The 20247-nt window shown below is 72.9% G+C and carries 17 protein-coding genes; 6 read left to right on the plus strand and 11 right to left on the minus strand.

Features of this window, described 5'->3' with window-relative positions; all coding sequences use genetic code 11:
* Positions 1 to 117: 117 nt before the first annotated feature.
* Together ACZ6ZI_RS32200 and ACZ6ZI_RS32205 are read left to right on the plus strand one after the other, a co-directional pair.
* A complete protein-coding gene (locus ACZ6ZI_RS32200) occupies positions 118 to 723 on the plus strand; it encodes a dTDP-4-dehydrorhamnose 3,5-epimerase family protein (RefSeq protein WP_469526797.1) in 606 nt (201 codons plus the stop codon).
* Positions 724 to 743: 20 nt separating this feature from the next.
* Positions 744 to 4004, plus strand: a complete 3261-nt coding sequence (locus tag ACZ6ZI_RS32205; protein WP_469526800.1) for an AfsR/SARP family transcriptional regulator — start codon at positions 744 to 746, stop codon at positions 4002 to 4004.
* Positions 4005 to 4057: 53 nt separating this feature from the next.
* Here the strand turns inward: ACZ6ZI_RS32205 and ACZ6ZI_RS32210 are convergent, their stop codons facing one another.
* From ACZ6ZI_RS32210 to ACZ6ZI_RS32220, 3 genes are all read right to left on the minus strand, one after another.
* Positions 4058 to 5236: a nucleotide disphospho-sugar-binding domain-containing protein gene (locus tag ACZ6ZI_RS32210; protein ID WP_469526802.1), complete on the minus strand. Its 1179-nt coding sequence runs from the start codon at positions 5234 to 5236 to the stop codon at positions 4058 to 4060.
* A 3-nt stretch (positions 5237 to 5239) separates the two neighbouring features.
* Positions 5240 to 6403, minus strand: coding sequence for a nucleotide disphospho-sugar-binding domain-containing protein (locus tag ACZ6ZI_RS32215; protein WP_469526806.1), 1164 nt, complete (start codon positions 6401 to 6403; stop codon positions 5240 to 5242).
* A gap of 144 nt (positions 6404 to 6547) precedes the next feature.
* On the minus strand, positions 6548 to 7312 hold the full coding sequence (locus ACZ6ZI_RS32220; RefSeq protein WP_469526809.1) for a PadR family transcriptional regulator: 765 nt from the start codon (positions 7310 to 7312) through the stop codon (positions 6548 to 6550).
* A gap of 202 nt (positions 7313 to 7514) precedes the next feature.
* On the opposite strand from ACZ6ZI_RS32220, the gene ACZ6ZI_RS32225 reads away from it, so the two are divergent.
* Complete coding sequence (locus ACZ6ZI_RS32225) at positions 7515 to 9107, plus strand: MFS transporter (protein WP_469526811.1); 1593 nt, start codon at positions 7515 to 7517, stop codon at positions 9105 to 9107.
* 155 nt (positions 9108 to 9262) lie between these two features.
* Here ACZ6ZI_RS32225 and ACZ6ZI_RS32230 read toward each other — a convergent pair whose 3' ends face one another.
* Positions 9263 to 10399: a glycosyltransferase gene (locus ACZ6ZI_RS32230; RefSeq protein ID WP_469526813.1), complete on the minus strand. Its 1137-nt coding sequence runs from the start codon at positions 10397 to 10399 to the stop codon at positions 9263 to 9265.
* Between the two features lie 193 nt (positions 10400 to 10592).
* Here ACZ6ZI_RS32230 and rfbA point away from each other — a divergent pair, with 193 nt between their 5' ends.
* On the plus strand, positions 10593 to 11495 hold the full coding sequence (rfbA, locus tag ACZ6ZI_RS32235) for a glucose-1-phosphate thymidylyltransferase RfbA (protein WP_469526815.1): 903 nt from the start codon (positions 10593 to 10595) through the stop codon (positions 11493 to 11495).
* Here rfbA and ACZ6ZI_RS32240 read toward each other — a convergent pair.
* The 7 genes from ACZ6ZI_RS32240 to ACZ6ZI_RS32270 form a co-directional block, all read right to left on the minus strand.
* The gene (locus ACZ6ZI_RS32240) at positions 11488 to 12171 is read right to left on the minus strand and encodes a response regulator transcription factor (RefSeq protein ID WP_469526816.1); all 684 of its coding nucleotides are present in this window, start codon (positions 12169 to 12171) and stop codon (positions 11488 to 11490) included. The genes rfbA and ACZ6ZI_RS32240 overlap by 8 nt on opposite strands.
* 128 nt (positions 12172 to 12299) lie before the next feature.
* Positions 12300 to 13070 (minus strand): AfsR/SARP family transcriptional regulator, encoded by a 771-nt coding sequence (locus ACZ6ZI_RS32245; RefSeq protein ID WP_469526819.1) that lies wholly within the window; start codon positions 13068 to 13070, stop codon positions 12300 to 12302.
* A 269-nt stretch (positions 13071 to 13339) separates the two neighbouring features.
* A complete protein-coding gene (locus ACZ6ZI_RS32250) occupies positions 13340 to 14329 on the minus strand; it encodes a Gfo/Idh/MocA family protein (RefSeq protein ID WP_469526821.1) in 990 nt (329 codons plus the stop codon).
* Entirely contained in the window at positions 14326 to 15795 is a 1470-nt protein-coding gene (locus ACZ6ZI_RS32255) for an NDP-hexose 2,3-dehydratase family protein (RefSeq protein WP_469526822.1), read from the minus strand. The genes ACZ6ZI_RS32250 and ACZ6ZI_RS32255 overlap by 4 nt, the downstream gene beginning before the upstream one ends.
* Positions 15792 to 16790: a dTDP-glucose 4,6-dehydratase gene (gene rfbB / locus ACZ6ZI_RS32260; RefSeq protein WP_469526824.1), complete on the minus strand. Its 999-nt coding sequence runs from the start codon at positions 16788 to 16790 to the stop codon at positions 15792 to 15794. Before rfbB ends, ACZ6ZI_RS32255 begins: the two co-directional genes overlap by 4 nt.
* Before the next feature lie 56 nt (positions 16791 to 16846).
* On the minus strand, positions 16847 to 17911 hold the full coding sequence (locus ACZ6ZI_RS32265; protein WP_469526826.1) for an acyltransferase domain-containing protein: 1065 nt from the start codon (positions 17909 to 17911) through the stop codon (positions 16847 to 16849).
* The gene (locus ACZ6ZI_RS32270; protein WP_363062848.1) at positions 17898 to 18845 is read right to left on the minus strand and encodes an SRPBCC family protein; all 948 of its coding nucleotides are present in this window, start codon (positions 18843 to 18845) and stop codon (positions 17898 to 17900) included. The genes ACZ6ZI_RS32265 and ACZ6ZI_RS32270 overlap by 14 nt, the downstream gene beginning before the upstream one ends.
* A gap of 170 nt (positions 18846 to 19015) precedes the next feature.
* Here ACZ6ZI_RS32270 and ACZ6ZI_RS32275 point away from each other — a divergent pair, with 170 nt between their 5' ends.
* Entirely contained in the window at positions 19016 to 19459 is a 444-nt protein-coding gene (locus ACZ6ZI_RS32275) for a nuclear transport factor 2 family protein (RefSeq protein WP_469526828.1), read from the plus strand.
* A 425-nt stretch (positions 19460 to 19884) separates the two neighbouring features.
* Positions 19885 to 20247 (plus strand): DMT family transporter, encoded by a 363-nt coding sequence (locus ACZ6ZI_RS32280; RefSeq protein WP_469526831.1) that lies wholly within the window; start codon positions 19885 to 19887, stop codon positions 20245 to 20247.

Below are 20247 nucleotides of genomic sequence, written 5' to 3' on the forward strand. Positions count from 1 at the left end.
GCCTCCGTCCACGCTCGGTGGTAGGCCCCCGCACCGCCCGGACCGAGCCGCGCACGGCCGCGCGCCCCACGCCCCCTGGAACGAGAATCGAAGCGTGCGCCCTACGGTGCGCGCACTATGGACGTCTCAGAACTTGCGGTGCCGCGCGCCTGGCGGCTCACCCCGGAACAGCACTCCGACCCCCGTGGGACCTTCTTCGAGCTGCACCGGCACAGCCAGGTGATCGAGGCGACCGGCCGCCCCTTCCAGGTGGCGCAGGTGAACTTCTCCAGCTCGCGGCGCGGGACCCTGCGCGGCATCCACGGCACCCTCACCCCGCCGGGCCAGGCGAAGGTGGTCACCTGCGTGCGCGGCGCCGTGCTCGACGTGGTCGTCGACACGCGCCTCGGGTCCCCGACCTTCGGCCGGTACGACACGACGCGCCTGGACGCCGAGTCGGGCACCGCCGTCTACCTCTCCGAAGGCCTCGGACACGGCTTCCTCGCCCTGACCGACGACGCGACCGTCTGTTACCTGTGCACCTCCGAGTTCGTCCCCGGCAGCCAGGTCGACATCAACGCCCTCGACCCGGCCCTCGGCATCGACTGGGGCCTCACCGGCACGCCCCTGATGTCCGAGAAGGACGCCGCCGCCATGACCCTCGCCGAGGCCGCCGCGGCCGGGCTGCTCCCCTCGTACGAGGAATGCCTGGCCATGGAGGAGCGACTGCGCGCCGCCGGGTGAACGCCCGGCACAATGGACGGGTGGTGAGTGCCGTACGCGTCGACATACTGGGTGAGCTCGAAGTCCGCACCGAGGACGACACCCCCGTCGCCGTACCCGGGAGCCGGCTGCGCGCACTCGTCGCCCTCCTCGCGCTGGCAGGAGGCCGGCCCGTTCCCAGCGAACGGATCGTCGAGGAGCTGTGGGACGAGGACGAACGCCCCGCCGGGGCCGTCAACGCCCTCCAGGTGCTCGTCTCCCGCCTGCGCCGCACCCTGCCCCCGGGCCTCGTCGAATCAAGGCCGCGCGCCTACCGCCTCGCCCTGGATCCCGAATCCGTCGACGCCGTCCGCTTCGAGGGGCTCGTGAGCCGAGGCCGCGCCCTGGCCGGCACCGACGACGCCGCCGCCGCCGACGCTCTGCGTGCCGCCCTCGCCCTGTGGCGCGGGCCCGCCCTCGCGGACCTCGACGACGCCGGGTTCGTGCGCGCGCAACGCGACCGCCTGGAAGAACTGCGGCTCGCCGCCGTGGAGGACCGCGTCGGGGCCGACCTCGCCCTGGGCGGCGGGGCCGACCTCGTCCCCGAGCTGGAGGCGCTCGTCGCCGCGCACCCGCTGCGCGAACGACCGCGTGCCCAACTGGTGCGCGCCCTGTCCGCCGCCGGCCGCCGGGCCGACGCCCTCGCCGCCTACGAGGACGCCCGCCGCCGGCTCGCGCACGAGCTCGGCGTCGACCCCGGGCCCGAACTGGCCCGTGCCCAGATGGCCGTCCTGCGCGGAGAGGCCGCACCACGACCGGCCCGCGGGCCGGCCGGTACCGCGCCCCGCCCCCGGACCAACGTGCGGGCCCAGCTCACCCACTTCGTCGGACGCGAGCGGGAGGTCGCCGAGGTCGAACGACTGCTGGAGGAGGCCCGCCTGCTGACCCTCGTCGGCCCGGGGGGCGCCGGCAAGACCCGGCTCGCCTCGGAGTGCGGCGCCCGCCTGGTCGACGCACTGCCCGACGGCGTGTGGATGGTCGAGCTCGCCTCCGTCACCGACCCCGCCGACGTACCCCGGGCCCTGGTCTCCGTGCTGGGCCTGCGCGCCGACGGCCTGATCGCGCAGGCCGCCAACACCCCCGGCCCCCGGGAACGACTGACCCAGGCCCTGCGCGACAAGCGGCTCCTGCTGGTCGTCGACAACTGCGAGCAGGTCGTCGACGCGGCCGCCGCGCTCGTCGACCACCTGCTCGCCCACTGCCCACAGCTGCGGGTCCTCGCGACCAGCCGGGAACCCCTCGGCATCACCGGCGAGCGGCTGATCCACGTCGATCCGCTGCCCGTACCGGAGGCGGTGACCCCCGCCGAACTCGCGCTCCGCAGTCCCGTCGTACGCCTCTTCAGCGAACGGGCCACGGCCGCCCGGCCCTCCTTCCGCGTCACCCCCGCGAACGTGGCCGTCGTCCTGGACATCTGCCGCGCCCTCGACGGCCTGCCCCTGGCCATCGAACTCGCCGCGACCCGGCTGCGCTCCATGTCCCCCGAACAGGTCCGCGCGCGGCTCGACGACCGCTTCGCCCTGCTCACCGCGGGCAGCCGCACCGCGCTGCCGCGCCAACAGACCCTGCACGCCGTCGTCGACTGGAGCTGGGAGCTCCTCAGCGCCGACGAACGCGAACTCGCCGTCCGATTCTGCGTGTTCCGCAGCGGCGCCTTCCTCGACGCGGTCGAGCGCGTCACCGCCGGCGCCACCGGATCGGAGGACGGGCCGTTGCGCCGCGAGGAGGTCCTCGGCCTGCTCTCGGGACTCGTCGACAAGTCCTTCCTCACCGTCACGGAAAGCGACGGCGAGACCCGCTACCACATGCTCCAGACGGTACGCGCCTTCGCGCTGGCCAAACTGGACGCGGGCGGCGGGGGCGAACACCCGCGGCGCCGGCACGCCCGGTACTTCCTGGACCTCGCCGAACGCGCCGAACCCCGGCTGCGCCGCCACGACCAGCTCACCTGGCTGAGGCGACTGACCCTGGAGCACGACGAGTTCACGGCCGCGCTCGCCTGGGCCACCGAACACGGCGAGAGCGCGATCGCGGTCCGGCTGGTCGCCGCCCTGGGCTGGTACTGGTTCCTGCGGGGCTTCCGTCAGGAGGCCGCCCAGTGGGCCGAACGCGCCCTGTCCCTCGACCAGAAGCCCGTACCGCCCGCCGCGCGGGCCCTCGCCCTGGTCACGGCCCTGCCCCGACTCGTCGGCGAGGGATCGGACCCCGAGGGCTACCGGGCGCGGATCGCCGAGGTCCGGGCGCTGCTCGACGGGATGGAGCGCGACGGTGAACCGTTCTCCCACCCGGCGCTCGGCCTGTTCGAACCCATCGCGAACATGCTCAGCGGCGACGGCTTCCTGCTGGAGTCGATCCGCCGCCGCTCCCGCGACGCCGACCCCTGGGTGCGCGGCCTCGCCCACCTGCACCGGGGCCAGATCGAGACGACGCTCGGCGAGACGCGCAGGGGAGCGGCGGACTACGACCTCGCGGCGGAGCTCTTCCGGGGCATCGGCGAACGCTGGGGCACCGCGCAGGTGCTCGTCGCCGGCGCGGAGGCACAGAGTTCGCGCGGGGAACGACGAGCGGCCATCGGGGCGCTCGAAGAGGCCCTGCGGCTCATCGACGAACTCGGCGACCGGGAGGACCAGCCCCTGCTCAGGGTGCGGCTGGCCACCGAGCGGGCCTACGACGGGGACCTGGCGCGGGCCCAGGACGAGCTGCGCGCCGCCCTGGAACTCGCCGACGAACTGGGCGCGCGCGATCAGCGCGTGCCGGCCCTCCAGGCCATGGGGGACGTCGCGCGCTGGGCCGGATCCACCGACCGGGCCCGTGGGTGGCTGGAGCGGGCACGCGGCGAATTCGAGGCCACCGGGCAGGGCATCGACCAGGTGCACGCCCTGCTGTTGGCCTCCCTCGGCTCGGTCGAGCTCGCCGACGGACACCCCGACACGGCCCGCGAACGGTTCGTCGAGGCGGTCGGGCAACTGCCGCCCACCCCCGAGCCCGGCATCGTCGCCCGACTCCTCGAACTCCTCGCCGACATGGAGGCCGCCGGGGGTCGCCCGCTGCGCGCGGCCCGTTTCCTGGGCGCGGCGGACGCCCTGCGCGGCACCCCGCACGACGCGGCGTCCGGTCCGGACTCGGCCCGCGTCGCAGCGGCCGTCCGGGCCGCGCTGCCGCGTGAGGAGCGCCTCGCCGCGTACCGCAGGGGAACCGGTACGGGTCACCGCGCCGCCGTCGCGCTGCTGCGGGCCGAGACGACCGGGCGCCCCGCACCCTGACGGGCACGGGGCGCGGGGCGTCGGGAGCGGGCGGTCCGCCGGTCGGGCCGGCGCTACGCGGCCCGCGCCCCGGTGAGGGCGAGCGACTCCAGCCGGGCGACGAGGTCCGCCGGGGTGGGTTGGCCCGCCATCGCGGCACGCAGGGCTTCGGCGCGCTCGCGCGGGCGCGGGTCGCGCAGCACGGTCCGCAGACCCTCGGCGATCCGCCCCGCGTCGCCCTGTTCGGCGGCGGGGACCTGCACCCCGGCCCCGACGGCCGCCACCCGTTCGGCGCACATCGCCAGCGCCGGGTTGAATTGGGGGAGCACCAGCTGCGGCAGCCCGTGGCCGATCGCGGTCAGCGCCGTCCCCGAACCCCCGTGGTGCACGACGGCGGCGCAGGTGTCGAGGAACAGGCCCAGCGGCGCGGGCTCGACCACCCGTACGAAGTCGGGCGGTGCGTCGATCGTCCCGCGCAGCTTCGCGTCGAGGGGGACGAGGAGTTCGACGCCGTCGCGGTCCGAGAGCGCCGCCACGAGCGAACGCAGCAGGCCCTCGCCGCCGAGGTCACCCGGCACGCTTCCGAGCGAGACGCACACCCGCCGCCCCCCGGTGTCCTCGCGGGCCCACGCCGGCACCGAGCCCGATCCGTTGAAGGGGACGTGCCGTACGGGCAGCGCCGGCGAAGCGGAGGGGAACTGCAGGCCCGGGGGGCACGGATCGAGGACCAGCGCCGGCTCGGGCAGCCCCGCCGGCGCGTCGACGCGGGCGCACACCCCGGCGAGGGCCTCGCGTACGTGCGCGGCGGACTCCGTCGAAAGGGTCTCGGGGCCGAAGCGGTGCACGACGACGGGGACGTCGAGGACACCGCCCAACACCCGGGCCCCGAACTCCAGGGGGTCGGCCACGATCAGATCGGGCCGCCACCACCGCCCCAGCGAGATCAGGTCGTCGATGACGGCGTCGACCCGCTCGCGCCACCGGGCGGCGAGTTGCTCCCACGTCGGGCGCCAGGTCCCGCCGGGCGCCGCCGCCTGCTGCCGCGCCACCTGCGCCATCCGGCGGCGCCGGTCGGCCTCGAAGGCCTCGGTGCCGACGCGGGCGGTGACCAACCCGGCCGCCTCGGCGTGCGGCACCAGGTCCGGTGCCCCGGCCAGCAGCACCTCGTGACCGGCCGCGCGCAGGGCGCCCGCGAGCGGGACCATCGGCAGCAGGTGGCTGGGTACGGAGATGGACGTGAACAGGACCCGCACGGCTCAGCCCACCAGCTCTTCGAGTACGGGGACCAGCTGCGCGGGCGTCGGCATGCCGGCCATCTCCGCGCGCAGCCGGGCCGCCCCCTCGGCGAGGGCCGGGTCGTCGAGGACGGCGCGCAGCGCGTCGCGGACCCGCGCCGGGTCGTTCTGCGTGTCGGCCTCGTCCAGCTTGCGGCCCGCGCCGACGGCCTCGACGCGGTCGGCGACGACGAAGGTGTCGGTGATGCCGGGCAGGACGAGCTGCGGCAGCCCGAACGCGGCGGTGGTGAGGGTGGATCCGGCACCGCCGTGGTGGACGACGGCGTCGCAGGTGTCGAGGAACAGGTTGAGCGGGGCCGGCTCGACGACCCGGACGTTCGCCGCCACGGGGCCCAGCGCGTCGTGGAACTCGGGCTCCAGGGTCAGGACCGTTTCCACGTCCTCCAGCGCGCCCGCGGCCTCGGCGACCGTGCGGATGAGCGGGAGCCCGTTGAGCGCGGCGGTGAGCCGGCCGAAGGTCACGCACACCCGGCGCCTGCCCCGGGGCTTGTCGTCGACCCAGTCCGGCAACGATCCGGAGCCGTTGAACGGCACGTAGCGCATGCTCCGGCTCGGCGGCGCCTCCGGCACCTGGAGGCTCGGCGGGCAGGGGTCCAGGACGAGCGCCGGCTCGGGCAGTCCGTCGAGGCCGAGCCGGCCGAGCATGGTGCCCATGGTGCGGCGGGCCATCTCCTGGCCGGGGAAGCCCGCGGGGTCCACGCCCCACCGGCGGTTGACCGTCGGGATGCCGAGCATGCCGCCGACGATCAGGGAGCTGAACTCCAGGGGGTCGGCGACGATCAGGTCGGGCTTCCACTCGCGGGCGAGGGCGAGGTACTGGGAGACCATGTAGCGGCAGTGGATGAGCCAGATCTTGTTGACGGCCTCCCAGTGGCCGTCCTTGACTCGGGTGTGGCCCACCTCGATGGGTCGCTTGCCGTCGGGCAGCCCGGAGGTCAGGGGTTCCAGGGCGTCGAAGTACTCGCCCACCACGGCTGTGTTGAGGCCCGCGCCGTGGGCCGTGCCGATGATGTCCGGCTGCCCGGCGACCAGCACCTCGTGTCCCGCCGCCCGCAGCGCCCATCCCAACGGTATGGAGGGGGCGAAGTGGGTGGACACCGGGGTACTCATGAACAGCACGCGCATCGAGGCTCTCCCTGACCGACTGACGTGGGGCGTTGGCGGCGCCCATGGTGGGCGGGGCCCGTCCAGAGCGCTTCGGAACGCGTTGGAGGCGGACCGCCCGCACGGTCCGCCCCCGGTCATGTCAGTGCCGCCGCCACGGCGTCGTCACCCGCGGCTGTGGTCCGGCTCCTCGGCGAGCATCCGGTACAGGGAGCGGCGCGCGTCCGACAGCACCCGGCGGGTGCCGGCGTAGCGCTCGTCGTCGGCGTCGTGCAGGGCGAGCCGTACGGCGGCCACCACCTGGTCGCACAGGACGTCGATCTCCCGCGCGCGCGGGTCGACGGCCGATGCCACGCCCTGCCACAGGGCCTCGGCCTCCGTCCGGTGTTCGGCCGCGTGCGCCCGGCCGGCGTCGGTGAGCCGGTAGCCCTTGCGGGCGCCGCCCTCGACCTGTTCGACCAGTGCCTCCGCCTCCAGCGCCCGCAGGGCGGGGTAGACGGCGCCGGCGCTGGGCTGCCACACGCCGGAGCTGCGTTCCGCGATGAGCTGGACGATCCGGTATCCGCCCAGTCGGTCCGTTTCGGACAGCAGGGACAGGGCCGCCGTCCGGATGTCCCCGCGACCGGGCCGGTGGCCCTGCGCCGTCACCTCCGCGGGGGGCCGGGAGGCGGGGAGGGCCGTGGAAGCCCCCGGCCGTGCGGCGGCGGGCGCGAACCCCGGCTCACCCGGTGCGGTGAAGGGGGCCAGAGCCGCTTCGCCCTGGGCGGTGAAGGGGGCCCGGGCCGCTTCGCCCTGGGCGGCGAAGGGAGTGACGGCCGCTTCGCCCGGCGCGGTCGCGGGGGCCAGTGCCGCTTCCGCCCGGGGGATCACCGGCGGGACGGCGCGTACGGAGAACGGCTCGACGGCGGGCGGGATCTCTGCTTCGGACATGGGGTCTCCATCCCTTGAGTTCTGTAGAACTTCTATAGAGCAAAGCTCGTGGTGATCACGCTATAACCAGAACTTCCGGAGAACAAGGCGGTGTTCTGCCGGCTCAGGCCGCTGACAGGTCGCGCTCAGCACCACCGCTCAACGTGACTCCGTACGAGCGGCCCCACCGGTGCCGCGACCACCGGACAGGAGTCACACGGAAATGAGCGAAGCGACCGCCACCGCGGCGAAGCCCGCGCCCGAGGGGCCGAAACCCATGTCGCCGAACATGATCAAGTGGATCTCGGTGAGCGCCCTGGGCACCCTGCTGCTCGCCAGCCTCGACCAGACCATCGTCGGCAGCGCCGCGTGGACCATCGCCAGGGACCTCGCCCCCCGCGACGGACTCGGCCTGCTGCCCTGGCTCTTCACGGTCTACCTGCTGGCGTCCACCGCCACCCAGCCGCTGTACGGCAAGCTCAGCGACATCTTCGGCCCCAAGAAGGTCTTCCTCGCCGCCATCAGCCTGTTCCTGATCGGCTCGATGCTCTGCGGAACGGCCGGCAGCATGCCGGAGCTCATTGCCTACCGCACCCTCCAGGGCCTCGGCGCCGGCGGCCTCGTCGGCGTCACCCTGGTGATCGTCGCGATGATCTCACCGCCCAAGGACCGGGCCCGGCGCTCCGGGCTCGGCGGCGCCATCATCGGAGGCGGCAGCGTCGCCGGCCCGCTCCTCGGCGGCGTCGTCAGCGAACACCTCGGCTGGCGCTGGCTGTTCTTCATCAACGTCCCCCTCGGCATCGCCGCCCTCGCGATCATGCTGTACGCGCTGCGCCTGCCCGTCGGAACCCGCCGCCGCGAACCCGTCGACATCCTCGGCGCGGTCCTGATCGCCGCCGGCGCGAGCCTGGTCCTGCTGGTTACCGACTGGGGCGGCACGCGCTACGACTGGACCTCCCCGGTGATCCTCGCGATGGGCGCGAGCGCGGTCCTCGTCATCGCCTTCTTCATCCGGTGGGAGCTGCGGGTGACCGCCCCCATCCTGCCCCTGACGCTGTTCCGCAACCCGGTGTACCGCACGGTCACCCCGCTCCAGATCGTCACCGGCCTCGCGGTCATGTCGGCGCCCGTCTACCTGGCCACGTACATGCAGATCGCGCGGTCCCAGACCCCCACCAGCTCCGCCCTGTTCACCGTCCCCCTCGCCGCCGGACTGGTGCTGTTCTCCACCTCCGGAGGCCTGTGGATCTCGCGCTCCGGCCGCTTCCGGATGGTCCTGATCCTCGGCAACCTGCTGTGCACCGCCGCCCTGGTCCTGCTGGGACTGCTCGGCGCGGACACACCCCCGTGGGTGATCGCCGTCGACCTCTTCGTCCTGGGCTCGGGGCTCGGCGGCCTGATGCAGGTCTCGGTCCTGGCCGTGCAGAACGCCGTCGCCCCCCACCAACTCGGCGTGGCCACGACCTCCGTCCGCTTCCTCGGCCGCATGGGTCAGGCACTGGGCACCGCCCTGCTCGGCGTCCTGCTCAACGCGTCCTTCGAGTCCGGGCTGCCGCCGGAGGTCCGGGCGCAGATCGACGGCAACGTGGCCAACCTCGGCTCCGTCGAACACCTGCCGGCCGCGGTGCGCGAGAGCGTCGTCGACGCCTTCGTCTCCGCCAACCACGTCCTCTACCTCACCGCCGCGGCCGTCTCGCTGGTCGCGGTCGCGCTGTCCTTCCTCGTCAAGGAGAACATGGACAGCGCCCGGCCCGGCTGGGTCGAGACCGCCCCCGCCGGGGCGCCGCCCTCGGCGGGCACCCCGGGGCGGGAATAGCGTCCCATCCGGCCCCACCGGGCCCACAGGCCCCCACCGGGCCCACAGACCGCGGTCCGGCACCGGCAACCCCCGAACGGTGTCGTCCCGCATCCCAGGCCGGGCGGAGCGCGCCCCGTGTGAGAGCACGGGCCGCTCCGCCCGGCCGTCCGCGTTCATCGGCCCCGGCCGTGCCCCGCCAGTTCCTCCAGGGGTGCCACCCAGCCGGCCGGCGCCGTCATCGTGGCCATCTCCGCCGCCAGTTCCCGCGCCGCCCGCGCGGCCGACGCCGAAGCCGAGAGCCGCCGGGTCGCCTCCCGGATCCCCGCCACGTCCTGGTCCGCGCCCGTCAGCACCGTGCCCGCCCCGCGGGCAGCCAGTCGTTCGCCGTGCTCCACCAGGTACGGGGCCTGCGGCAACACCAGCTGGGGCAGCCCGAACGAGGCCGCCGTGAGCGCCGTGCCGCCACCGCCGTGGTGCACCACCATCCGGCAGCGCCCGAGGATCAGGTTCAACGGCACCTCCTCCAGCAGCTCCACGTCCGCCGGCAGCTCCCCGAGCAACGCGCGCGTCCCGCCCGCCGCGGCCACCACGACGGGCCCGGCGCCGTCGAGCGCCCACAGCGCCCGCCGAAGCGGATCGGCCCCGTCGAGGGCCACCGTCCGGGTGCCGAAGGTGACGCAGACGGGCGCGCCGCGCTCCGGCCCCCGCCGGGGCAGCCCGCCGCTCCCGTTGTACGCGCCGAAACGGATCCCGCCGCCGGCGCTCAGCCCCGGCTCCTGGAGGCGGGGCGGACACGGGTCGAGGACCAGAGCCGGCTCCGGAAGCCGCCCGAGCCCCCGCTCCGCCGCCTGGTACGACAGCGCGTGCGCCGCCTGTAGCCACCGCTCGTCGCCGAACCGGTCCACCCCCCAACGATGGTGGACGTAGGGGACCCGCGACTCGGCGGCGACGAACGGCGCCGCGAACTCCAGCGGATCCGCCACGATCAGGTCCGGACGCCACCGCTTCGCCACGGCCGCGGCGGGCCCCAGCACCCGCGCCGTCCTACGGCGCCACCCGGCCCCCAGCCTCGCCCAGGGCGGGCCGTCGTCACCGGCCGTCGGCAGCGGCCCGGGCCCCGGCGGATCCGCCGGGGCCTCCCGCGTCGCCACCACGACCGCGACGGACAAGCCGGCCCGCCGGGCGGTCGCCTCCACCTCGGGCCCGCCGGCCACGAGCACCTCGTGACCCGCCGCGAGCAGCGCCCAGGCGAGCGGTACGACGGGCGTCAGATGGGTCGGAACGGGGCTGGTCATGACGAGTACGCGCATGGGTTCTCCTGTCGCCGCGCGTCGAAGGGGGGAAGGGGCACACCCTCGCAACGGACCTTCGACGACGGCTCGAACCGCCCGCCGCGGGCTGGATCGGGGCACCACAACGCCGCGAAACCCCGGTGGTGTGCTCGGATCCGGGCCACCCACCTTCCGGGAACGGGCCCCAGGCCACGGACGGAGAACACAGGACGTGAAAGGGATCGTGCTCGCGGGAGGCAGCGGGACCCGCCTCCACCCCACGACGCTCGCGGTGTCCAAGCAGCTCATGCCGATCTACGACAAACCGACGGTGTACTACCCGATCTCGGTGCTCATGCTCTCCGGCATCACCGACATCCTCATCATCTCCTCACCCGCCGACCTGCCGCAGTTCCGCAGACTGCTCGGCGACGGAGCCGAGTTGGGCGTGCGCTTCACCTACGCCGAACAGCCGGAGCCCAAGGGTCTCGCCGAGGCCTTCCTCATCGGCGCCGACCACATCGGCGACGACTCGGTGGCCCTCGTCCTCGGCGACAACGTCTTCCACGGCCCCGGCCTCTCGCCGCTGCTGCAGAAGAACGCCCGCGACGTCGACGGCTGCGTCCTGTTCGGCTACCAGGTCAGCGACCCCGAGCGCTACGGAGTCGGCGAGGTCGACGGCAGCGGCCGGCTGCTGTCCATAGAGGAGAAGCCGGTGACGCCCCGGTCGAACCGGGCCGTCACCGGCCTGTACTTCTACAGCAACGACGTGGTCGACGTCGCGGGGAACGTCCGCCCGTCGTCGCGGGGCGAGCTGGAGATCACCGATGTGAACCTCGCCTACCTGGCCGAGGGCCGCGCCCGCCTCGTCGACCTGCGCCGCGGGTACACCTGGCTGGACACCGGCACGCCGCAGGCGCTCCTGGCCGCGAGCCAGTTCGTCGGGATCATGGAGAGCCGACAGCGCGTCAGGATCGCCTGCCTGGAGGAGATCGCCCTGCGCATGGGCTTCATCGACGCGGACGCGTGCCACCGACTCGGGGCGCGCCTGGCCAATTCGGACTACGGGCGCTACGTGATGGAGGTGGCCCGCGCCTGGGCTCCGGCCCCCGTCGTCGCCGGGGCGGTCAGTTGATCATGATCAGGCAGAGGGCGACGGCCTTGTTGACCGCGTCCAGCCGCGACACCGCCTGCAGTTTCACGAAGACGTTGTGCAGGTGCCGTTTCACCGTTCCTTCGGAGATGCTGAGCTGACGGCCGATCTGGGCGTTGGTCATCGCCTTGCCGACCAGTTCGACGACTTCCCGCTCCCGGGTGGACAGCACATTGGTCGGTGGTCTGTGTGTCTTGTCCCCCCGGGGCTGGAGGAAGGCCATGCGACTTTCCCCGTGCCCGCTGACGTCGAAGCGGCTCATGTAGATGGCCGAGAGAAGGTAGCGGTGCGGTGCGTCCTTGGGGAGGTACGCCCGCACCCCCAAGGCCATCAGTCGCTGGAGTAATCCGCCGTCCACCGACCAGGCGAGGACGATGGTGTCCGCGTGCGGTGCGGCCCGGACGATGCCGGCGACGTGGTCCACGTGGTCCGCGGTGATGTGGTCGAGCCCCAACAGGACGACATCCGGCCGTGCCGCGATGACCCTCTCCAGGAGGTCATCCGTCCCGCTCGGGCTGTGGCCGACCACCGAAAGCCCCTCGTCGCGGTCGACGATGGTGCGCAGGCCCTCACGGAAAATCGTGTTCACATCGGCGATGAATACACTGATCGGCTTTATTCCGACCATTGGTCGATCGAGATCGCCTCTCGATTTCATCTACCGTCTCCCCCGTGTAGATGTAGGCTGAATCAGCCTTCGACGCTAGCATCAAGATCGACGGCAGGCAACCGGGGGGTACGGGGCCCTGGCAAAGGGCTACTAAAGGGTTTCCCTTCGTTTGGTTTTCAGGCCGAAACGGGCAGCGTGACCGGGGCCACGTCCTCCCGTACGGGATCCGTCAACAGGTATTGCTCCAGTCGCTGGAGGGGGAGCGAAGGCCGCAGCCCCAGCTCGTCGTCGAGCAGGCGCCGAAGTGCCTGGTAGGCCTGGAGTGCTTCTCCGCGGCGCCCGGAATACCTCAGGCACGTAATGAGTTGGGCGTGCAGCCATTCGTTGAGCGGGTGCGTCGCGACGAGCGAGCGCAGCTCGGGCACGAGCTCCCGGTACCGGCGCAGCCGCAGGTCCGCCTCGACGCGCAGCTGAAGCGCCCCCAGTCGGCTCTCCTCCAGCTGTACGACATGGGCTTCAAGGATCCTACCTGCGTTGACGTCCGCCAGAGCGGGTCCGCGCCACAGCGCCAGAGCCTCCCGCAGCCGCCGCGAGGCCTCCTCCGCGCGCCCCGCGGCCAGCAGCCTCTTGCCTTCGGCCGCTCGCTGTTCGAAAAGCTGGGCGTCGATCTCCCGGGCGTCGACCCGCAGGCTGTATCCGGGTGCCTTGGTGACGAGCATTTTGCCGGCGGCTTCGCTTCCGACCGCCGTCTGGAACATCTTCCGCAATTGGTAGATGTAAGTCTGCGCGGTGGTGACGGCACTCCGCGGCGGGTGATCGATCCACAATTCATCGATCAATGCCGGAATTTCCACCACTTGATTGGCTCGCGAAAGAAGCAAAGCCAGGGTGTTTCGGGCCTTGGGCGCGGTCGGTGTGTGGTGTCCGTCTTCGTGCAGGACTTCCATCGGGCCAAGGATATTGAACCGCATTTTCCTGATGTCCTTTCCGGGAGGGACGGCGCATTTTCCGGCCTCTTGCCGGACCCCCGAGCCGATCCACTCCGTCGTGCAATGCCAAAACCCTAGCCCGGCATTCGAGCGGTCCTCAAGGGTGATACGTCGCAAGTGGCATGTCCCGCCACCGGCATGTCACCCCGTCCGCGGCGCGTCCCCGGGTACGCCGCGGACCCGCCCCCCGTACGGGAGGCGGGTCCGCGTCCCCGGGCGGGTGTCCGTCAGGCCCGTTCCCGCGCGGTCACGGCGCTCGCGCGGACGGCGTCGACGAGCGCCGCCTGGCGCAACACGTCCTCGTGGTGCGGCTCGAAGTCCGCCCGGCGCAGCACCGTCGCGGCGAACGCGTCGACGGCGTTCTCGAAGTGGGCCTCCGCCGGTAGGGTCAACTCCCTTGTACCTTCGGGCCGTTCCAGGCGCAGGACCGGCGAGTGGTCGTCGGGGGTGGTGAAGGCCCGGTCCAGGGACAGTCGACCCTCGCTGCCCCACAGCTCGTACGCGCAGCGGTAGGCGCGGTCCCAGCCGAATCCGAGCCGAGCGGTGACCCCCGAGGGGGAACGCAGGAGCACCGCGCCGGCGGTGTCGGGTCCGCCCGCGGACGCCGTCGTGAGGGTGGCCCCCACGACGGCCAGGTCCTCCCCGGCGAACAGGCGCGCCGCCCGGAGGGTGTAGACGCCCGTCTCCGAGAGGCTGCTCAGGGCCCCTTCGGCGGCGCCCGCCGGAGGGGCCGGGATGCCGAAGTCGGCCGACACCTCGCGCAGCCGCCCGATGGCCCCCTCCCGCAACAGCTCCCGCACCCGGGTGTGCTGCCCGTGGCGCAGGAACATGAAGTTCTCCATCAACAACAGCCCCCCGGCGCGGGCCGCCGCCACCATCCGCGCCGCCTCCCGCGAGCCGGTCGCTGCCGGCTTCTCGCACAGGACGTGCTTGCCCGCGTGCAGGGCCCGTACCGACCATTCGGCATGTATCCGGGTGGGCAGGGGGATGTACACCGCGTCGATGTCCGGTCGGGCCAGCAGCCGGTCGTAGCCCACCACCGCCTCGCAGCCGAAGCGCTCGGCGAAGGCGCGCGTCCGGTCGCCGTCGCGTCCGGCGACCGCCACCAGCTCCACCGAGGGCCGGCGCACCACGGCGGGCAGCGTCCGGCGGGCGGCGATGTCCGCGCAGCCCAACACCCCCAGGCGCAGCGGCCCCGATGTCGCGGCGCCACTCACCACGTCGTCCGCAGGCAGGCCAGCAGACTCCGGGCCTGCACGTTCAGGTAGCGGCTGTGCCGGACCAGGTCCATGAGCTGGTGGACCGTCATCCAGCGGTGGTCGGGACCCTGCTCCACCGGGAAGTCCTCGCCCACCTCGACCACCAGGTAGCGGTTGTCGGCGTGGTGGAAGCGGCCCCCCTCCTCCGAGAGCACCGCGTCGAAGCGCACCGCCTCGGCCGGCGCCCGCAGGACGGTCTCCAGGTGCGCGGGCCTGCGCTCCGGCGGCAGGTCCGCGTAGTTGACGGGCAGGCACTGGACGGTCGGCGCCAGCTCGCACACGTCCAGCAGCCCCGCCTCGACCTTGGCGTGCATCAGGACGTGCAGCACCCCGTCGATCGGGCGGACCACGAAGGCCGCCACCCCCTGTTCCACCGGGGCGATCAGGGGCTGGCTCCAGTCGGTGACCTCACGCGTCTCGGCCCGTACGTCGACGGCCACCACCGTGAAGTGCCTGCCCTCCGCATGGGAGATCTCCGTATCGGAGCGGTGCCAGCCGTACACCCCCGACAGCGGCAGCAGGCGCCGGGAGAACTCCCGGCGGGCCTTCGCCTCGGTCAGCCACCCCAGGATCCCCTCCATGTCGTGCAGGGCCCCGCCGCGCCCCGAAAGGGAGAGCCCCAGTGCCTCGCGGTACCGCGAGGCGGCCGCGGGTCCGGAGTCGGCGCCCGCGTCGAGGCGGCGGGGCCCGGCGGGCGCCGTGAAGGGCATGCACGCGACAACAGAACGGGTATCCATGTTGACTACGTTGTCATCGCCGAGGAGGCGGTGTATCTGCCCGAGAGTGAGCCAGCGGAAATTCTCGTGGTCCGGTACCTCACCCGTCACTTCGACGACCATGTTCCGGTTCCGCTTCCGCAGAAACCACGAGCCCTGTTCCGACTGGAGGGAATCGACGAGGGTGCTGCGGTCGGGGTCGGTGAAGTACTCGAGAAAGGTCGTCCGACGTCCGCCGTGCACCCCCGTGTAGTTGCTCCGGGTCGCTTGTACGGTCGGTGACAGCTGGACGGTATCGGGGTTTCCGGGTTCCATCTTGGCTTGCATCAGGCAGTGCAATACCCCGTCGAACTCCTTGACGAGGATGCCCAGAACGCCGACTTCCGGCTGGTCGAGAATCGGTTGGGCCCACGTGCCCCGGCCCTGCCAGTCGGTATTCACCTCCAGCCCCACGACCGAGAAGAACCCTCCGCTCGTGTGCACCAGATTTCCGTCGGACTCCCGGAAGGACCAGCCCGACAGCTCCGCGAACGGGATCCGGGTGACCGTGAAGCGGTTGGCCTCGCGGTGCCGGGCGAACCAGGTGTCGAAGGAGGCGTTCGGACAGACGGGGCTGTCGGTCGCCGCCGCGGATTCGGTGAGCCGCAGTGCCAGGACCGACGCGCCCACGGACGCGCCGACGGGCGGCGTCTCCAGGCCGGCCGTCACGCGCCCGCCCCTTCCCCGCCGGGAGCCGACGGGGCCGGCAGCAGAGGCTTCCACCACCCCGGGTTGTCCCGGTACCAGTCCACGACGGAGGCCAGGCCCTCCTCGAAGGAGATCCGCGGACGGTAGCCGAGCAGGGTCCGGATCTTCGAGTCGTCGACCGCGTACCGCAGGTCGTGGCCCTTGCGGTCCTCGACGTGACGCACCCGGCCGCGATCGGCCCCGCACAGGTCCAGCAGCCGGTCGGTGATGTCCCGGTTGGACAGGGCCGTACCGCCGATGTTGTAGATCCCGCCCGCCTCACCGCCGGTGAGCACCGCCTGGACCGCCCGGCAGTGGTCCTCGACGTGCACCCACTCCCGCACGTTGAGCCCGTCCCCGTACAACGGCACGTCCAGCCCGTTCAGCAGGTTCGTGACGAACAGCGGGATCAGCTTCTCGACGTGCTGGTACGGCCCGTAGTTGTTGCTGCACCGCGTCACGCGCACGTCCAACCCGTGGCTGCGCCAGTACGCGCGGGCGATCAGGTCGCCCCCCGCCTTGGAGGCGGAGTACGGGGAGTTGGGCAGCAGCGGCCGGGTCTCCGACCACGAGCCCTCGTCGATCGAGCCGTACACCTCGTCGGTGGACACGTGGACCACCCGGCCCACCTCCGCTCGCAGACAGGCCTCCAGGAGGCTCTGCGTGCCCTCCACATTGGTGCGGACGAACTCGGACGCCGCGTGCAGCGACCGGTCCACGTGGGACTCGGCGGCGAAGTGCACCACCTCGTCGTGGCCCGCGACCTGTTCGCGCATGAACTCCGCGTCGGTGATGTCCCCCCGCACGAACCGCATCCGCTCGTGGCGCTCCGGCAGGTTGGCGCGGTTGCCCGCGTAGGTGAGCTTGTCGACGACGGTCACCCGCGCGTCCTCGTAGCCGGGATGGACGCCGTCGAGCAGTCCGCGGACGTAGCAGGAGCCGATGAAACCGGCCCCGCCCGTGACCAGGATCCGCAAGGTGAAACCCCCAGAGCAGTCGGTGGCCCGCCCCTGGCGCGCCACGGAAACGAAATTCAGGAACCTCCGGCGCGGACCGCCGCACCGGAGGGCGGCACGGGCAGCCCCCGCGACCGCAGGACCTCGGCCGCGCGCGCCAGCGCCGTACGGTCCGCCGCGTCGCCACCGGGCCGTGACGGAAGCAGCGGGACGACCGCACCGCCCGCACGCCGCACCGCGGGGTGCCGGCGGGCGATGCCGGCGAGCCCGCCGCCCGGGCCCGCCTCCACCAGCAGGTACGGGCCGTCGGACAACAGGGCGTCCAACGCGGCCCGGAACAGCACCGGCCGCACCGGCTGATCGGCCCAGAACCCCGGGTCCACGGCCTCGTGCGGGGCCAGTACCGCCGCCGTGACGCCCGAGTACAACGGAACCGCCGCGGGCAGCGGCGCCACCCGCGCGAACACCGCCCGCGAACCCGCCAGGGCGGGCGCGAGCACCGGACTGTGGAACGCGGTGTCCGAGGGGACGGGCAGCGTGACCAGGCCCGCCGCCTCCAGCCGCTCCGCCACCCGCCCGAGGGCCTCCCGCGGCCCGGCCAGCACGGTGTGCCGCGGGGCGTTCACCGCCCCGACGACCACCTCCGGCTCCAGGTACGGTCCGACCTCCGCGACGCCTGCCGCCACCGCGAGCATGCCCCCGGCGGGGGCGGCGGCGATCCGTTCGACCCGGTCGAGCACGAGCCGCGCGGCGTCCCCCACGGAGAAGACCCCCGCGAGCGCCGCCGCCGCCATCTCTCCGACGCTGTGGCCCAGCAGCGCCGACGGGGCGACGCCCCAGCCCGCCACGAGCCGTCCCAGCGCGTAGTCCACCGCGAACAGCAGGGGCTGCGCCCACGCGGCCGTCTCCGTCGGCGCGTCGTCGTCCGTCCACGCCGCGCGCAGCCCCGGCCCCGCCGGGCCGAAGGCCTCGAACACCTCGTCCATCGCCGCGGCGAAGACCGGCTCGGCGTCGTACAGGCCCACCGCCATCCGCCGGTACTGGGCGCCCTGCCCGGGCAGCAGCAACGCCACCCTGACAGGAGCGCCCGCCCGGACGAGGGCGCCCGTTCGTGCCCCGTCCGGGGCTTCAGTGCCCGGCACGCTCTTCCGCGTACTCCTTGGACAGCCGCAGGTTGCCCATGCTGTTGGCGCTCAGGATGCGCCGCAGGTACTTGCGGGCGCCCTGCACCGTCATGCCCTCGCCCAGCAGGTGCAGACCCTCGGGACGGATCGTCGCGGTGTGACGGGAGCTGACGACGACGCCCTCGGGCGTCTCGGTGAACAGCCAGTGGCCCGTGTGCGCGAACATCGTCTTCGGCGGACGCGTCTGCTTGTACACGATCTTGTGGTTCGGCAGGCAGATGCGCACCGAACGCGTCGTGTGCTCCGATCCGTCCGAGGACCGCGTGTCCATGTCGAAGAACTGGATGTTCGGCGTGTTCTCCTCCAGGTCCAGCGCCAGCACGTGCGGAATGCGCTCGGGCCACTTGTCGGCCTCGTAGAGGTACGCGTACGCGTCCTCCACCGACCCGGCCACGAACAGCGGGTCCTCGAAGGAGATGATCAGCTCCTCCAGCTCGTCGGCGTTCTCCGCCGCGTACTGCAGCGTGTTCAGGTACGCGCGGCTGCCGAGCCGCATCGACTCCGCCCGCTCCGCCGCCACGGACTCGTCGTCCTCCAGCAGCTCGAACCGGTGGTGCATGCGCACCAGCGTCCGGCCGCCCGGCTGCTCCTCGAAGTCGAAGCCGCCGCTCACCGCCGCGAACGGGGCGTTCGCCGGCTCGTGCGCGAACCGGACGTCACCGGAGTCGGTCACCTCGCGGCGAGCGTCCCACGTGCGCACCGTGTGCTCGTCGACCACCGACCAGTGGCGGATCAACTCGCCGCGCCCGTCGCTCTCCAGCACCTCGGCGTGCACCGCGGGGCCGTGCAACTGCGTCCAGGCCTCCACGTCGACGACGATCCGGCGCACGACGTCCACGGGCGCGGTCACGAGCGCCTTCTCTTCGACCTGGTACGTCTTCCCTGCTGACATGAGGCGTCCTCTGATCCGTGTTCCGAAGGTCATCTGTGCCGGCACGATGCCCGCCGGACTTGGAGACGCCTTCGAGGCCACGTCAAAACGAGAGGGCTCCAAGCACGCTCGAAAACGGTCGGGGACGGTGCCGGTGACCGTTCACGCCAGCCGACGCACAGGAGACCGAAGTGACCATCCAGCAGGAGGGCGGGCACGTGTCCGCCGAGGACCACGCCCGGGTCCAGCAGTTCTACGCCGAGCACATGCAACTGCTCGACGCCGGATCCGTCGACGCCTGGGCCGCGACGTTCACCGAGGACGCGGTCTTCGACGTACCGACGCTTCCCGAACCGCTGCGCGGGCGCGAGGCCCTGCGCGAGTCGCTGCGCCGCACCGCGAGGGAACTGGCCGAAGCCGGGATCCGGCGCAGGCACTGGCACGGCATGGTCGCCGTCTTCCCGCAGGAGGACGACACCCTGCGGGTGCGCTGCTACGCGCTGGTCTTCTCCACCACCCTGGGACGGCAGCCCGAGCTGCACCGGGTCTGCGTCTGCGAGGACGTCCTGGTGCGTGAGGACGGCCGCCTCCTGGTCCGTACCCGCAAGGTCACCCGCGACGACCTGCCCGCCTGAGGGCCGGCGCGGCACGGGCGGCCGAACACCCCTCCTACAGAACGGACTTGGCTGAGTCGCCGGACGTGATTGGCAGGCCCCCGAGCCGCTCCCTACCATGAGCCGATCCCGACGAGGAGGGCCCATGGAGCCAGGGCGGGATGACGGGCCGTGCCCGGACGAGACGTGCGCCCGGGACGGCGTGACGAAGCGCCCGTCCGCCGCGCGGGAAGGACCACCGCGCGGCCGACGCGCACCCCGCCGCGCGAAGCCGGCACGGGGCGAAGACCACCCGCGCGCGTGCGGGAACCGGGCGCACACGCGTCGGACCCACACGCCGCGGCCCCGCACCCCGGGCACCGGCGCCGCCCACACCCGGAGCCCGAACGGGCCCTCTTCGGGGGATCGACACCGCACACCGTCGCACACCCAACGGAGGGCCCGCCATGGCCTGGATCCACCTGCTCATCGCCTCGGTCTTCGAGGTGGTCTTCGCCCTCGGTACGAACGCCACCGAGGGCTTCACCAAATTCTGGCCGTCGGTCGTCACCCTCGTCTCCGCCGCGGCCGGCGTCTACTTCCTGAGCCTGGCGTTACGCACCCTGGACGTCAGCGTCGGCTACACCATCTGGACCGGAGTCGGGTCGGTCGGCACGGTCACGCTCGGCACGATCATCTTCGACGAGCAACTGAACGCGGGCAAGATCATCGCCTTCGTCCTGATCATCGGCGGTGTCCTGGGGCTCAAGCTGGCCGACCGGAAGTCCGGTGAGAGCAAGGCGGCCGAGCCCGAGCCGGTGGCGGTCTGA

The organism is Streptomyces sp. NPDC103540, assembly GCF_055584445.1.